Origin of the sequence: Pseudomonas protegens, assembly GCF_013407925.2 — a bacterium.
Taxonomy (GTDB): domain Bacteria; phylum Pseudomonadota; class Gammaproteobacteria; order Pseudomonadales; family Pseudomonadaceae; genus Aquipseudomonas; species Aquipseudomonas fluorescens_AP.
This window is the reverse complement of sequence record NZ_CP060201.1, coordinates 5,728,644-5,742,309: the sequence shown is the minus strand read 5'-3', so window position 1 is coordinate 5,742,309 and position 13,666 is coordinate 5,728,644. Positions and strand designations below refer to the sequence as shown.

The 13,666-nt window shown below is 61.6% G+C and carries 15 protein-coding genes; 6 read left to right on the top strand and 9 right to left on the bottom strand.

Going from position 1 to position 13,666, the window contains the following annotated elements; translation table 11 throughout:
* Window positions 1-18 precede the first annotated feature (18 nt).
* Complete coding sequence (locus GGI48_RS26610; protein WP_103739735.1) at window positions 19-321, bottom strand: hypothetical protein; 303 nt, start codon at window positions 319-321, stop codon at window positions 19-21.
* Between the two features lie 371 nt (window positions 322-692).
* Here GGI48_RS26610 and GGI48_RS26605 point away from each other — a divergent pair, with 371 nt between their 5' ends.
* A complete protein-coding gene (locus tag GGI48_RS26605; RefSeq protein ID WP_158552877.1) occupies window positions 693-860 on the top strand; it encodes a hypothetical protein in 168 nt (55 codons plus the stop codon).
* 80 nt (window positions 861-940) lie between these two features.
* On the opposite strand, the gene GGI48_RS26600 is transcribed toward GGI48_RS26605, so the two are convergent.
* A complete protein-coding gene (locus GGI48_RS26600) occupies window positions 941-1,984 on the bottom strand; it encodes a restriction endonuclease (RefSeq protein WP_103739736.1) in 1,044 nt (347 codons plus the stop codon).
* Window positions 1,985-2,539: 555 nt separating this feature from the next.
* Here GGI48_RS26600 and GGI48_RS26595 point away from each other — a divergent pair.
* Both GGI48_RS26595 and GGI48_RS26590 read left to right on the top strand, forming a co-directional pair.
* Complete coding sequence (locus tag GGI48_RS26595; protein WP_179600813.1) at window positions 2,540-2,923, top strand: DUF6124 family protein; 384 nt, start codon at window positions 2,540-2,542, stop codon at window positions 2,921-2,923.
* Between the two features lie 306 nt (window positions 2,924-3,229).
* Window positions 3,230-3,997, top strand: coding sequence for an HNH endonuclease (locus GGI48_RS26590; protein ID WP_173664417.1), 768 nt, complete (start codon window positions 3,230-3,232; stop codon window positions 3,995-3,997).
* Window positions 3,998-4,127: 130 nt separating this feature from the next.
* On the opposite strand, the gene GGI48_RS26585 is transcribed toward GGI48_RS26590, so the two are convergent.
* From GGI48_RS26585 to GGI48_RS26565, 5 genes are read right to left on the bottom strand one after another with little or no spacing between them, the layout of a single operon-like run.
* A complete protein-coding gene (locus GGI48_RS26585) occupies window positions 4,128-6,161 on the bottom strand; it encodes an LTA synthase family protein (protein ID WP_179600812.1) in 2,034 nt (677 codons plus the stop codon).
* A gap of 49 nt (window positions 6,162-6,210) precedes the next feature.
* Entirely contained in the window at window positions 6,211-6,822 is a 612-nt protein-coding gene (locus GGI48_RS26580) for a hypothetical protein (protein ID WP_179600809.1), read from the bottom strand.
* Window positions 6,822-8,117: a sialidase family protein gene (locus GGI48_RS26575; protein WP_179600807.1), complete on the bottom strand. Its 1,296-nt coding sequence runs from the start codon at window positions 8,115-8,117 to the stop codon at window positions 6,822-6,824. Before GGI48_RS26575 ends, GGI48_RS26580 begins: the two co-directional genes overlap by 1 nt.
* Window positions 8,118-8,162: 45 nt before the next feature.
* Complete coding sequence (locus GGI48_RS26570; protein WP_179600806.1) at window positions 8,163-8,708, bottom strand: cytochrome b/b6 domain-containing protein; 546 nt, start codon at window positions 8,706-8,708, stop codon at window positions 8,163-8,165.
* The gene (locus GGI48_RS26565; protein ID WP_179600804.1) at window positions 8,708-8,974 is read right to left on the bottom strand and encodes a PepSY domain-containing protein; all 267 of its coding nucleotides are present in this window, start codon (window positions 8,972-8,974) and stop codon (window positions 8,708-8,710) included. The genes GGI48_RS26570 and GGI48_RS26565 overlap by 1 nt, the downstream gene beginning before the upstream one ends.
* 169 nt (window positions 8,975-9,143) lie before the next feature.
* Between GGI48_RS26565 and GGI48_RS26560 the strand changes: the two genes are divergently transcribed.
* The 3 genes from GGI48_RS26560 to GGI48_RS26550 all read left to right on the top strand — a co-directional run bounded on the left by GGI48_RS26560 (window position 9,144) and on the right by GGI48_RS26550 (window position 11,912).
* Complete coding sequence (locus tag GGI48_RS26560; RefSeq protein ID WP_016966833.1) at window positions 9,144-9,806, top strand: response regulator; 663 nt, start codon at window positions 9,144-9,146, stop codon at window positions 9,804-9,806.
* Window positions 9,803-11,185 (top strand): ATP-binding protein, encoded by a 1,383-nt coding sequence (locus GGI48_RS26555; protein ID WP_179600801.1) that lies wholly within the window; start codon window positions 9,803-9,805, stop codon window positions 11,183-11,185. Before GGI48_RS26560 ends, GGI48_RS26555 begins: the two co-directional genes overlap by 4 nt.
* Window positions 11,186-11,369: 184 nt before the next feature.
* Window positions 11,370-11,912, top strand: a complete 543-nt coding sequence (locus tag GGI48_RS26550) for a hypothetical protein (RefSeq protein ID WP_179600799.1) — start codon at window positions 11,370-11,372, stop codon at window positions 11,910-11,912.
* A 179-nt stretch (window positions 11,913-12,091) separates the two neighbouring features.
* Here GGI48_RS26550 and GGI48_RS26545 read toward each other — a convergent pair whose 3' ends face one another.
* Window positions 12,092-12,844, bottom strand: a complete 753-nt coding sequence (locus GGI48_RS26545; protein ID WP_103739746.1) for an SDR family NAD(P)-dependent oxidoreductase — start codon at window positions 12,842-12,844, stop codon at window positions 12,092-12,094.
* 22 nt (window positions 12,845-12,866) lie between these two features.
* Entirely contained in the window at window positions 12,867-13,652 is a 786-nt protein-coding gene (locus GGI48_RS26540) for a sulfite exporter TauE/SafE family protein (RefSeq protein ID WP_179600797.1), read from the bottom strand.
* Window positions 13,653-13,666 lie beyond the last annotated feature (14 nt).

Genomic DNA, 13,666 nt, shown 5'->3' with positions numbered 1-13,666 from the left:
GGTTCACTCTGCCTGGGTTCAATGCTTAGGCAGCGTCTTATCCTCGGCGCGCAGCCATCGCTCGTCGATTTCGTCGAGAAGTGCGTTGTTCCATTCCTCTTTGGACACAGCCTGCGGGAGAGCGGTGCCGCAGCGTTTCCTTTTGGAGAGCTCGCACATGGCCCGGATGGTTTGATCGACGACTACCGCCAGATCTTCGGGATATCGGACGTCAATGGCCTGCGGCGGTTGATGAGGCTGCTCGCATTGAAACGCCGGCGAGCCAATAAACTTCGCTGTAGCTGTGGCTGTGGACGTCGATTTGCTGCCTGCAGTCTGCATCGAAAAGCTCATGTCGCCCGGCGCACACTGACCCGTCTTGATATCAAGCGCGCCTATCTAGAGATTTGGCGGACGGACGTTTAACGACTCTATGCCCGCGCGTAAAGGTGTTCGGCCACAATGGGGTTATGCTGAAGGCCGGTGTGGCGCAGCCCATTCTTACTTAACCAGTACGTTCCTAGGATGCGACCGGTATGGCAACCGCCAGGCTGAAATCGGCAGTGCTCGTCAGTGTAGGGAGGGACCGCGAAAGCGCACCGATTATTGTCGAGATCCTGATCTGATCCCTCTGTGGATTGCTGCAGTTATTTGAGATGATCTGAACCTTGTAGATGGCCAGGCGCAGTCGTTCCCGCTGAGCATTTTTTGCGATGGATCTGAGGCAAGCTGGGATTTTTATGACGTCGCCAATTCTCGATAAAAAACAATTCAAACAATCGAAAACGCCAACAAAACAGGCAAAAAAAGCCGGTCTTTTGCCGGAAAAAAATCAGGCAAAAATTGCAACAAGTGGTGGAACAAATGGGGGAACGGAATAGTTTTTAACAACGATAAGTTATTTATTTTTAGATAGTTATATCAATAAAAAGCTAACCACAAGCCGGCATTTTCTACCCCATCAAATCTCTTCCGACAGTACCGCCGTCCAAATCCGCTTCAACGGCAACTCTGACTTGATCCCTTCGTCAAGCCGGTCGTAATACATAAACAGCTGTTCCAGCAGATCGTCCTGGTTCCATAAGCGCAGACGGAAAAAACTCGACGCCAGCTCTTTTTGCACATTCGAGCGATAACCACCCCACGCCACGAATAGCCCCTGACCAGCATTGAACTTACTCATCGCACCGAGCAGTTTGTCGACAGTTGGTCGATCAACCAAACCCGTGCCCGACTTCACTTCAACGCAGATGGCTTGCCCGCCAAAGCCCATCACGCCGTTACTGGCCAAAATATCAACGCCGCCATCGGCGCCTTCGGGGCTTTGCCAGACACTGAAGCCTTGTGCACGCAGTATCGCCGCCACCAGGGTGGTCAGCCGGTGCCCTTTAAAACGTCGTTCAATCAGTCGAACGATATGGTCTTTACCTGTACGTTCTAGATCCGTTTCGGCCTCTTCAACAGCCACCTCATCCGATGCAGTAGCAGTGTCACACACCAACTGCTGCAACGTCTCGGGCTGCCAGTTATGGCTAGCCATGGAACGAATACGCTCTTCTGCATTATTACGCTGAATGCGGCAAATGGTCATAAACGCGCCGAAGCTGTAGAGCAGGTCTTGGGAGAAGTTGGACCGAGGAATCGCCTCACCAATCCACTCAACCGCCCGCCAATGAAAGAATGGATCAGGGCCGGCGCTGGAGAACTGATAGCCGTCGACAAGTTTGCCGATATAAACCACCGGCTGAGTTTTGAGCGGCAGTACGATCAAGTCTCCAGCCTGCATACGCCGAGCGAAGGGCCAAATCTGGCTGCTCCAATTCTGTAGCGTTTTGGGCTTCGCTTCTGGGTAACGTATCGACAACTCTACCTGTACTTGTTCGCGATTCTTGAGGGTGCTCAAGTCGACATTCAGCCCATCCCACGTCACATAGACGCGGCGTTCACTGATGAACTTGTCCTCAAACTCCCCTGCAGACCCTGCCCGGACCAGCCATACGGCCATTGGTGTTTCTCCCTGTTTGTTGTTCAGAGCCACTATCGAGCTGGTTCTTGCTAGCGCAACTAACCGATACGTATGTGCTCTTTCAGTCATCTAACTCGGCGGATGATCTTTGGTGCGTAGAGCTGATACCCGACGATTGGATCAAGTGCAAGGGTTGGATGGCGTTTCGTTGTCGCTCAATGGCGGGTCCTCGGTTTAACTCAACTCGACTGGCACAAGGTCACCGCCCAATTCACAACTCCTTGTAAGGCTAGTCCCTTTCTATTGAGCGACTTTTCCTAGAGAATCCAACCCGCTTGCGCCTGATACTTCGGCTGGCTAGGCTCGGTTCATCACTGCATATCAGTGATCGGGTTTAGCAGCTCGAATCATCACATTGGGCGCATCGACGTCACCTGTTGGCAGAGTTTTTCTTCTGCTTTTTATGGTGGCTGTGCGCAGGGCACCTTCGGGTGCGCCGGTTTCCAATGTGACCGGTCTGCTAACCTGCGTACAGCTGCCACTCCTTCGTTTAGCAGCGATCGCTGGCAGCTCCATTCACATTGGAGATGCACCATGAAAAAGCTCGTTCCCGATCCGCCCCTGTCCTTGCCTGGGCAATTCAGAACCCCCGAACACGATATCGACACCCAGCGAATTCGCTTGGCCTTGGCCGCGCATAGCGCCGAAACCTCAATCCTGAATAGTCTGAAAGACACCGTACCTACGTCCGTAGGTCATCAATCCATGTTCAGTGTCCGCCCCGGCATCAATGCCGAAGAAGCCTTGGTGCATGTGTCGTTGCTGCTGGACTGTGCGGTACAGGTCAGCGATGAAATCACCGAGCGCGCCAGCGGTGTGGAGCGTGGTTTGATTTGGTCAATGATTCATTCGGTGGAGATGGCTAGAGCAGTGGTGGATTCGTTGCTAGATGCCAATAAACCAGCGCAGCCTCTGTAATCGACTAGATACTCAGAAGTCCGAAAAATATGGAAGCGGGGTGAAGGCTGATTTGCCCCGTTTCTGTTAGGCCGCTTTCTCAGGCAAGCCAGCTCCTACAGATGCTGTAGCCCTTCGATATTGCTTAAGCTCTCTCACTGCCCAGCCACGGCCATAGACACGTGGTGAGAGGCAACGCGCCCCCCCCCTGCTCGCTCCCTTTCATACTCACTACTGAACTCCCAAACTAGTTGGGAAAAGAATATCCTTACGGCCTCTTACGCTGTGTCGTACAGCGAATCGGGAAACCTACGGATAGCCCCCCGCATGACCTCTGCACCTATCAGCAATCAATCCAACCCTGCTTGGAGCCGCGACGAGCTCGTTCTTGCCCTGAATCTGTATCTCCTTCACCGCAACGGTTTACCCGGCGTGAATCATCCGGATGTTTTGGCGTTATCGCAGGCTCTCAATCTCATCGGCAATGCCACCGGGGTGAGCAAGAATCAGAGCTTTCGCAATGCCAACGGTGTGTGTATGAAGCTCAACAACTTCCGGCGTTGGGACCCGAGCTACACCAACAACGGGCGTACGGGGCTTGCGAAAGGCAATAAGGATGAGCAGTTGGTGTGGCTGGAGTTTGCCAATGACCCGGAGCGTCTTGCTGAGGTTGTGGCGGCGATCAATGCCAACGTTCAGACGATTCCAGCTAGCCCTATCGATTTAAGCGCAGCGGATGACCCTGGCTTCTTCGAAGCAGAGGAAGGCAAAGTGCTCACCCGGGTGCATCGGGTGCGGGAAAGAGACAAGAAAATCGTTAAGCGCAAAAAAGAAGAGGCGCTGAAGCAACATGGGGCGCTGCAGTGTGAGGCGTGTGGTTTTAATTTCAGCCAAACCTATGGTGCAGATGTGGAGGGGGTGATCGACGTCCACCACACTAAACCTCTGCACACGCTGCAGCCGGGTGACAAAACTAAGCTCGCTGATTTGGCGTTGTTGTGTGCCAATTGCCATCGGGTGGTGCATTCACAACGCAAGTGGCTGAGTGTGGCTGAAGTGAAGGAGCGGTATCAGGCCAATCTGAAGCAGACGTAAATGTGATGTTGTGACTCCCTGGTTTAGGGAGTCAGAGTGGCTGGTTGGAAGGTTTGGCGGCGATCTTGCGCCGCCTTCGCTGGCAAGCCAGCTCCTACACGGGCTGGCGTCAACCGATGGCTATGTGGTGTCAGCGAACGTTGCGATACAACATCAACCGCGCCCCCTCATGCATCCCCCGCGTCAACTCCAGCAACCTCTCAAACTCCTGCGGATGCTCCTGCGCCACATCCTCTCGCGGTGTGCTCGATGCCAAATCATGCAAGGTCGCGCCACTGCCGTCGTGCTGCATCTGCAACAAAAAGTCCTTGGTCACGCCGCCAATCACCGGGAAGGTCCCTTCCCTCAATACCAGCGGCACCACGCGCTCGCCTTCCGGCGCAGGCTGTTGAATATCCCGCCCCATGGCGTCATTGGTGAAGGGCATCCCGACCATGCCGGCCACGGTAGGCAGCAGGTCGGCGAGGCCGACGGCTTCTTCGATCACTCTGGGCTGCAACATCCCCGGGGCATGGATCAACAGCGGTACGTTGTTGCTTTCCAGCCCTAGCTGTTCAAACGCGGGGGCCATGTGGGGGATCTGGCTGATGCGGGTGTTGTGGTCGCCGAAGAACACGAAAATCGTGTTGTCGTAGTAGCCCCCCGCTTTGGCGATCTCTATAAGTCGGCCGATGTTGAAGTCCAGCAGGCGCACGGCGTTGTATTGCTCCAGGCTGCGGGAACCGGCGGCCTGGACTTGTTCCAGGGGCAGGTCTTGAGCTTGAAAGCCGTCGTTGTCCTTGGGGATGGTGAACGGGCGGTGGTTGCCGGAGGTTTGCAGGTAGGCGAAGAACGGCTGGTCCTGGGGGATGGCGCGCAGCAGGCGGTCGCTTTCCTTGAACAGGTCAAGGTCGGAGATGCCCCAGACGTCCACCAGGGGCGATTGCCAGTGGCTTTCGTCGTACAGGCGCACGTTGTCGATGCTCTGGCGGATCAGGCCGTTGATGTTGGCCCAGCCGGCGTTGCCGCCGATCAGGTAGAGCTTGTGGTAGTCGCTGAAGGCGTTGATCAGGCTGTGTTGCCGAGTGATCAGGGGCTGGCGGGTGGCGGTCTCTTGGCGGGTGACGTCGGGCACGCCGGTGATGCTGGCCCACACGGTCTTGGCGGTGCCGGTGACCGGGACGTAGAAGTGTTTGAAGAACCAGCTCTGGCGGGCCAGGCGGTCGAGGTTGGGGGTGGGGTTGAGCGGGTTGCCGTAGGCGCCCACGGCGCTGGTGCCAAGGGATTCGAGCATGACGAAGATGACGTTGGGCGGCCGGGGGCGGTCGATGCGGTACGGCTGCACGCCTTGTTGGCGGGTGAAGCTCAGGCGCTGCGGGTCCGGCTGGTCGACGCCGAGGTAGCGGGCCAGGGCCGGGTAGTGTTGGCGCACTTGGGCTTCGTCGTACTGGGCCTGGCCGGCCTTGAGGGTGTCGTAGAAGAACAGCACGGGGTTGAGGCCCAGGGCGGCGATCTGGCTGTTGCCGGAGAAATAGGCATCGCTCCAGCGCAGGGGCACGGGGTTTTCCAGGTTGAGGTTTTCTACCCGGCCCAGCAGGCCGAGGAACACGGCGGCGATGCCCAGGGAGCTGACGCTGGCCAGGGACCAGCGGCCCAGGGGTTGCGCCGGGCGGTCGAGGGTCAGGCGTTCCAGGCGCAGCAAGGCGTAGCAGCACAGGGCCAGGGCGCAGCCCCAGGCGAGGACGATCCACAGCACCGGGTAGCTTTCCCAGAGCATTTGCCGGGAGATCTGTGCGTCGTCCAGGTAGCGCAGCACCGTGGCGTTGATGCGCACGCCGAGGTAGGCGTAGTGGCCGAAGTCGATGATGTACAGCAGCCCTACCCCGCCCAGCACCAGCAGCAAGTAGGCCCGGGCCAGCCAGCGCAAAGTTGGCAGGCGCAGCAGGTTCCAGCGCGGCAGCCAGGCCAGCAGGGCCAGGGGCAGCAGTAGCAGCAGGGTCAGGCGCAGGTCGAAGCGCAGGCCGATGCCGAGGGTCTGGAGGATGGCTTCGCGCTGGTCGGCGGCGCTCAGGTCCACCCCGGAAAAACCCACGGCGAACAGCAGCCGCAGCAGTGCCAGCAAGCCGAATACCAGCCCGATTGCGCCCACGCCGTAGCGCAGGCGGCGTGATTGCAACCCGCCCATCATTGACCTCTGTGTGGTGTTGTCGAAGGCCGCGGCGCGGCCTGTTGGTTTAGCCGGCAAGGGGCTGCCCGCGGCTGCGCTGGGTGACGCGGCGCCACAGCCACAGCAGCAGCCCGCCGCTGCCGGCGATCAGGCAGTAGCCCGCCAGCAGCGGGTCCAGCAGGTAGTCCCAGTAGTTTTCCGAGGGCTTGAGGCGCAGGGCAAAGGCCAGGGTCCCGGCTGCCAGCATCAGTACCCCCAGCAGGTTGCGCTGCCACAGCAGCACCAGCGCCGTCAGGCCCATCAGCACGATCATCGGCCGTGGGTTGTAGCCCCAGCGGTAGGGGTCGAGGTAAGTCAGGCCCAGGGTCGCGGGGTACAGGCTCAGGGTCAGGCCGATAAACAGCAGCAGGACCTGCACCCGGTGTTTGGCTGGCAAGGGCGCCATCACCCCCAAGTGCCGCAGGCTGACCCAGCCCAGCAGCACCAGGGTGCTGATGGCCAGATCATCGGTGAAGCTGCGCACATAGGCCGCCAGCGGCAGCTGGTTCAGTGGAATAAAGCTGACCAGCGCCAGCACGGGCAGCAGCCAGGGCCGCCAGGGCGCGGTCAGGCGCAGGCTGCCAAGCAGCACAAAGCCCAGGAGGATAAAACTCAGGTGGGCTTGCCACAGGGAAAGCATCACAGGCGCTCCGCCAGCCACGCCGCGTTGAAGCTGACGTGCTTGATAAAGGTGTTGTTCCAGGAATAGACCAGGTGGTACAGGCCGTCCGCCCCGCGGCTGAAGTAGGGGTATTCGTACTCGAAGTCACAGCCCTGGGGCTTGCACACCCGGTAGTCGAGGTTGCTCAAGAAGCGCTGTTCCAGGGGCAGGCGCCGGGCGCCGCTGGAGGCGCGGAAGCCTTCACCGATGATGTCCTTGTAGGCCTCGTGGGAAAACGGCTGGCCCAGGGAGTCGGGGGACTGGTCCAGTTCCACCAGAGGGCGCCATTGGCTGAGGCCGGCGTCGGTGCCATACAGGCTGAGTTTGAAGCGCCCGTCCTGCAGGTCGTTAAGGGCCACCAGCAGGCCCTGGTCGTCGGTGCCCACCGCCGCCAGGGACGAGTTGGGGTTGGACGGTTGCAGCGGATAGGGCTCGCTCCAGGTCCGCCCGGCGTCTTCGGTGCGGCTGGCCAGGACCTTGTGGTGGGTGTCGCCGGCGTAGCGCAGCATGGCCACTGCGCGGCGTTCGTCCAGGGGCACGATGGTCGGTTGCAGGGAGTGCTTGCCACGGCTGATGCGGAATTTGTCGATCACTGCGCCGTCGGCGCTCAGGTACAGGTACTCGGCGAACTTGCCCATGAACTCGTGGTACACCGGCAGGCCGATTGAGCCGTCGGCATGGAACACCGGCGCGGCGCGCACCAGGGTGCTGATGTTGAAGAACGGCGAGGTCACCAGTTGGCGCGGCGCCGACCAGCTGCGCCCCAGGTCATCGGAAACCATCAGGTTGATGGCGCTGGTGGCCCAGCCGCCCACCGATACCGAGACGTAGAACAGCCACAGGCGCTGGTCCGGGCCCAGGGCGATCACCGGGTTGCCGAGCTTGCGGATGTAGCGCCCGGTGCCGTCACGGGTCGATTCGCGGGTGGCCAGCACCTGCTCGGCGCCCCACTCGCCGCTCTTGGCGTCAAAGCGTGCGCTGCGCACCTGGACGTCGGCGGCGCCTTCCCGGGAGCCGGCGAACCACACGGCCATCAGGTCGCCGCCGGGCAAGCCGGTCACCGAGGACGAATGCACGAAGTCATCCAGGTCCGAGGAGACGAAGCGGCTGCTGTAGTGCGGTGTGCTGTTGGCTTTAGCCGCATCGCCGCTAACGGCAGCCTGGGCGAACGGCGCCAGTTGGTGAGGCGGATGGCTGCGCCAGGCGACAATAAAGACGACGGCCAACAGCAGGCTGCCGCAGAGGAAGATCAGGCGAAAGGACAGCGCACGCATACAGGAGCCCGTGGCAAATACAGGGTGGGAACAAGGGAAAGACCATTAGTGCCGATCACTGTCCGGCAAGGGTCGGCGGCGGCCGGTGAGCATCGACAACGGCAGGTTGTCGCGCACCTGCAGGCTTTCAAAAATCGCCGCGCACACATGCAGCAGCACCAGGCCCAGCAGCACATCGGCGCTGGTTTCGTGCACCTGCAGCGGCCAGTCGGCGCCCCACAGGGCATCGACCTCTTCCATCAGGAAACCGCTGATGCCGATCAGCAACAGCGCCAACAACATCAGCAACATCACTAAAGCCCCGAGGGGCGAATGCCCCAGGCGATGCTCGGGGCGCCCGGCCAGCAGCGAGCGCAGGTGCCCCGCCAGCCGGGCCCGGGTCGGCCAGAAGTCGGACCAGCGCGCACTGCGCGGCCCGACAAATCCCCAGACTGTGCGCAACAGCAGCCAGGCCATGGCGTAGTAGCCGAGCCAGACGTGCCAGTCGTCACCGGCTTCATTGAAGAAGTAGTTGCCGATAAAGACCCCGGCGATGGACAGGTGAAACAGTCGCACCAGCGGGTCCCACAGCCGCAGGGAAGCGTGCGGCATCAGCCTTTGATCTCGGTCTTCACCGCCTTGCCGGTGACCGGGTCGTGGTAGATCTCGACCTTGCGCTGGTCCTTGTCAAAGCCGTAGATCTCGTAGCAGTTGCCGTCGGTGACCTTGAACTTGCTGATCTGGTAGCCCTGGGCCTTGAGCTGTTCCTGAAAGGCCTTCTGATCCTGCCATTGCGAGCGTTCGGCGGTGGTGCATTGCGGGCCGGCGACGGCCAGGGGGCTGGCGATGATCAGGGACAGCAGGAGGATCTTGCGCATGGAAAACGCTCCGGTGATGGGGGAGATTCCACTGTGCAAAACCAAGCTTAGTGAAAGCTTAGTTGGCAACGCGCGGTAACATTTTCCCCGCGAAAAACCCCTGCCGGCCAAGCTTGGCCGGCGTCATCATGCGCCCCTTCCCTGCCCCCCGCCCGACCGAGAACCACCCATGCGCCTGCTGCTTGTCGAAGATGATCGTGCCCTCGGCCAGGGCATCCGCGTGGCGCTGAGCGCCGAAGGCTACACCCTGGACTGGCTGCAGGACGGCGCCAGCGCCCTGCACGCCCTGCGCACCGAAAGCTTCGACCTGTTGCTGCTGGACCTGGGCCTGCCGCGGCTCGACGGCCTGGAACTGCTGCAGCAATTGCGCGCCGCCCAGCAGGACCTGCCGGTGCTGATTCTCACCGCCCGCGACGGCACCGCCGAGCGCATCGCCGGGCTGGATGCCGGGGCCGACGACTACCTGGTCAAGCCCTTCGACGTCGAGGAATTCAAGGCCCGGGTCCGCGCCCTGCTGCGCCGCAGCCAGGGTCGTGCCCAGCCGCTGCTGGAACACGCCGGCATCCGCCTCGACCCGGCCAACCAGCAGGTGCAGTACCACGACGCCGAGGTGGTGCTGACGCCCATGGAATACCAGTTGCTGCACCAGCTGATGGTACGCCCGGGCAAGGTGGTGACCCGCGAGCGCCTGTCCCGGGCGCTGTACGGCTGGCAGGACCGGGTCGAGAGCAACACCCTGGAAGTGCTGATCCACAACCTGCGCAAGAAGCTCTGCAGCGAGCTGATCCGTACCGTGCGCGGCGTCGGTTACGTGCTGGCGCTCAAGCCATGAACTCGGTGCGCACGCGGATTCTGCTGCCAGTCCTGGTCCTGGTGCTGCTGGGGGATTTGCTGATCAGCTGGCTGGTGCTGCGCGACAGCCACCATGAAATCGAAGAGGTCTACGACGCCCAGCTGGCCCAGAGCGCGCGCCTGCTGCAAGGGGTGCTGCGCCAGCGCGACCCGGCTCAAAAACCGGACGCAGCGGACTGGGAGCGCCTGCACCAGGCCTTCGACCAGGCCATGAGCCGGGTCGGCGTGGACGGTGCCGCCCACCCCTATGAAACCCGCCTGACCTTCCAGGTCTGGCGCGACGACGGCCAGTTGCTGATGCGCTCCGCCGAGGCCCCGCGGCTGGAGGCGCCGCCCACCACCCTGGGCGCCCACGATATCCTGGAAAACGGCAAGGACTGGTGCGCCTTCCTGCTGGCCGATCCTCAGCAGGGCTTGCTGATCTGGGTCGGCGAGCGCGATGACATCCGCCAGGACCTGATCCAGCGCATCGTCCGCCATACCCTGTGGCCGACCCTGATCGGCGTGCCGCTGCTGGCGCTGCTGATCTGGCTGACCATCGGCTGGGGCCTGGCGCCGCTGCGGGCCATGGCCCGGGCCATTCGCGGGCGCAGCAGCGACACCTTGCAGCCGCTCGGGCTCAAGCCCCTGCCCCAGGACCTGGAACCGATGCAGACCGCCCTCAACCAGTTACTGGCGCAGATCGACAGCCTGCTGGAGCGCGAGCGGCGCTTTATCGCCGACGCCGCCCATGAACTGCGCACGCCCCTGGCGATCCTGCGGATTCATGCGCAGAACGCCCAGAGTGCCGGCAGCCCGGAGCAGCGCCAAGAAGCCCTGGACTTTCTGGTGAGCGGCGTCGACCGCGCCACCCGTATCGCCAGCCAGCTGCTGACCATGGCGCGCATTGAGCCGCAACTGAACAGCCCGCGCCTGAGCCGCATCGACCTCAGCGCCCTGGTGCGCGAAGAGCTGGCGGAACTGACGCCTTTGGCCCTGGAGAAAGAGGTCGAACTGATGCTGGAAGGCGACGAAGGCTGCCTGATTGATACCGACCCGGTGGCTTTGGCCATTGCCCTGCAGAACCTGGTGACCAACGCCCTGAACTTTGCCCCCGCAGGCAGCGAGGTGCGGGTCGGCCTACGGCCCCAGGCGGATGGCGCGATGCACCTGTGTGTGGAGGACGCCGGGCCCGGCATCAATGAACAGGAGCGCGGACGTTTGCTGGAGCGCTTCTACAGCCAGGGCAATGCCCATGGCGCCGGGCTGGGGCTGGCGATTGTGCAGATGATCGTCAGCAAGATCGGTGGTCGCCTGGAGTTGCGCAATCGGCCTGAGGGCGGGTTGTGTGCATTGTTGTTGCTGGGGCCGGCGCTTTAGTCGGCGGCGCGAAGGGCCTATCCTGTGCGCCGCTCGGGAATGGGGGTGGTCTTTTGGCCGCCTTCGCTGGCAAGCCAGCTCCTACACAGGCAGGCACCATCCATCGTAGGAGCCGGCTTGCCGGCGAAGGCGATCTCGCGCCCCCCTTCTCCAGCCATATGCAATGACAATCAGGGAGATACCCATGGCCATGCCGGAACGGCTGAAACCAACACCACCGACGCCGACTACAAACGCGCTGATGAAGGACCTGCTGGAGCAGATCCTCGACCAGATCTGGGACAACCAGGGCCGGGAAAGCCCCGAGATCAGTGCGCTGATCGAGCAGTGGAACAGCCACGCCGGCCGGCCTTTTGAGTTCCACGAGTTTCTCGTGATGCACAGCCATACCAGCGCGGAGAACTTTCTGCGCACGGCCTTTCATCAGAAGCGCTACGTTGACGACCTGAGCTTCGACGAAGCGTGTGCCCTGGCGGGTTTCATCTGTAAATGCGAGGGCACGGAGTCTGATATGGACTACGCCTTGAGCCTGCTGGAAACCAACTTCCCCGAGGCCAATGCCTCGGACCTGATCTTCTGGCCCAACGAGTGGTTTGGCGAGCCGGACATGCTGCAGGTGGACATGACTGCGCCGCAGATCATCGGCTATCTGATGGGCAAATCCTCGCGGCAATTGCCGGACGCACCGCCGATCGACTTGCCCTACCCCATACCTGTGAACCCTTAGCGGCGACGGAGACGCTCGCCGCTAAGAGCGAAGGATTGCCCAGCCATCAGAAACCGGCCCGGTGAAGTTTCACCGGGGTATCGCAGCGTCTGGTTTAGCGAGCGCTTTGCGCCCGTGCGCAGCCTGCGGCAGCGGCTACAGGGTTGCGTGAGCGGCGCACTGAGCACCGCCCCCTGCCCTCAAAGGTTGCGCACGACATTCAGCGCCGCGCTGCTCTGCGCCACGGGCATGATTTCGATGGAGTTGATGTTCAGGTGCTCCGGCTGCTGAGCAATCCAGCACACGGTGTTGGCGATGTCCTCGGGGCGGATGGCTTCAACGTCCTTGTACAAGGCTTGCACCGCTTCCATGTCGCCGTTGAGCCGCACCACCGAGAAGTCGGTGCCGGAACACAGGCCCGGTTCGATGTTGGTCACCCGTACCCGGGTGCCGGCCAGGTCTGCCCGCAGGTTCAGGCTGAACTGTTTGACGAAGGCCTTGCTGGCGCCATAGACGTTGCCGCCCGGGTAGGGATAGGTACCGGCAATCGAGCCGATGTTGATGATCAGCCCGCTGTTGGCTTCGACCATGCGTGGCAGGACGCGCTGGGTAATCAGCGCCAGGCCGGTGATGTTGGTGGCGATCATGCGTTCCCAGTTCTGCGCGCTGCTGTGCTGAGCGCGTTCGATGCCCAGCGCCAGCCCGGCGTTGTTGACCAGCAGGTCGATGGCCAGGGACGCCTCATGGATCTGTTCCACCGCCCGTTCCAGGGAGGTCTTGTCGGTGACATCCAGCTCCAGGGCGATGAAGTTTTCACCCAGCTCCTGTTCCAGGCGCTGGAGCTTGTCCATGCGCCGTGCGCCACCGATCACGCGATAGCCTTCGGCGACCAGTCGGCGACAGATCGCTTGGCCAAAGCCGGCCGAGGCGCCGGTCACAAATGCGGTTTTCATGGGTTTCTCCTTGGTCAGGCGATCAGGCCAGGTATTTCACGCCGAGGCTGGCGAACAGGCACATCATCGAGAGCACCAGCACCTTGCGCACCACATCGTTGCCCTTGCGGATGGCCAGGGCGCTGCCCAGGTGGTTGCCCAAAATGTTGCAGGCCACCAAGGGCAGGGCCAGCAGGTAGATCACCTTGCCGGCCATGATGAACGCCACCAGGGCGCCGATGTTGGAGGCGAAGTTGAAGGTCTTGGAGTTGGCCGAGCTGGAAACCAGGTCCATTTTCAACAGGTAGTGAAAGGCGATGATGAATATGCTGCCGGTGCCCGGGCCGAAGAAGCCGTCATAGAAGCCGATGACCAGGCAGGTCAGGGGCACTACGGTAAACAGCATGGCATCGGACAGCACGTGTTCCCGCACCGGCCGGTCCTTGGGGGTGAGGAAAATCAGGATGCCGAAGGGGATCAAGGCGAGGATGATCTTGCCCACGGTTTCCTGGGAGATCGACACAATCAGGTGCGCCCCCAGGTAGGCACCGAGCAGGGAAAACGGCACGCCGACCAGCGCCACCTTCCAGACCATCTTGCTGTTGACCAGAAAGTTCCTGATGGCCGCCAGGGTGCCCAGGGTGCTGACCAGTTTTTCCTGGCCCAGCGCCACCTGCGGGGGCAGGCCCACCAGCAGGAATCCGGGCACCAGGAACAGCCCGCCCCCGCCAGCAATGCTGTCGACAAAACCGGCGACGAAGGCGATGGCGCCCAGCAGCAGAATCGCCAATACCCAGTGTTCAGCCCAATAGGCTCCTAACAGTTCCATAGCGTTACCCTACA

What these genes read in the sequence shown, in the direction of transcription:
- GGI48_RS26550 (WP_179600799.1), top strand. Translation starts at nt 11,370, where the DNA reads ATGGCCATGCCGGAACGGCTGAAACCAACACCACCGACGCCGACTACA.
- GGI48_RS26540 (WP_179600797.1), bottom strand. Translation starts at nt 13,652, where the DNA reads ATGGAACTGTTAGGAGCCTATTGGGCTGAACACTGGGTATTGGCGATT.
- GGI48_RS26575 (WP_179600807.1), bottom strand. Translation starts at nt 8,117, where the DNA reads ATGCGTGCGCTGTCCTTTCGCCTGATCTTCCTCTGCGGCAGCCTGCTG.
- GGI48_RS26570 (WP_179600806.1), bottom strand. Translation starts at nt 8,708, where the DNA reads ATGCCGCACGCTTCCCTGCGGCTGTGGGACCCGCTGGTGCGACTGTTT.
- GGI48_RS26585 (WP_179600812.1), bottom strand. Translation starts at nt 6,161, where the DNA reads ATGGGCGGGTTGCAATCACGCCGCCTGCGCTACGGCGTGGGCGCAATC.
- GGI48_RS26610 (WP_103739735.1), bottom strand. Translation starts at nt 321, where the DNA reads ATGCAGACTGCAGGCAGCAAATCGACGTCCACAGCCACAGCTACAGCG.
- GGI48_RS26560 (WP_016966833.1), top strand. Translation starts at nt 9,144, where the DNA reads ATGCGCCTGCTGCTTGTCGAAGATGATCGTGCCCTCGGCCAGGGCATC.
- GGI48_RS26605 (WP_158552877.1), top strand. Translation starts at nt 693, where the DNA reads ATGGATCTGAGGCAAGCTGGGATTTTTATGACGTCGCCAATTCTCGAT.
- GGI48_RS26590 (WP_173664417.1), top strand. Translation starts at nt 3,230, where the DNA reads ATGACCTCTGCACCTATCAGCAATCAATCCAACCCTGCTTGGAGCCGC.
- GGI48_RS26580 (WP_179600809.1), bottom strand. Translation starts at nt 6,822, where the DNA reads ATGCTTTCCCTGTGGCAAGCCCACCTGAGTTTTATCCTCCTGGGCTTT.
- GGI48_RS26555 (WP_179600801.1), top strand. Translation starts at nt 9,803, where the DNA reads ATGAACTCGGTGCGCACGCGGATTCTGCTGCCAGTCCTGGTCCTGGTG.
- GGI48_RS26595 (WP_179600813.1), top strand. Translation starts at nt 2,540, where the DNA reads ATGAAAAAGCTCGTTCCCGATCCGCCCCTGTCCTTGCCTGGGCAATTC.
- GGI48_RS26565 (WP_179600804.1), bottom strand. Translation starts at nt 8,974, where the DNA reads ATGCGCAAGATCCTCCTGCTGTCCCTGATCATCGCCAGCCCCCTGGCC.
- GGI48_RS26600 (WP_103739736.1), bottom strand. Translation starts at nt 1,984, where the DNA reads ATGGCCGTATGGCTGGTCCGGGCAGGGTCTGCAGGGGAGTTTGAGGAC.
- GGI48_RS26545 (WP_103739746.1), bottom strand. Translation starts at nt 12,844, where the DNA reads ATGAAAACCGCATTTGTGACCGGCGCCTCGGCCGGCTTTGGCCAAGCG.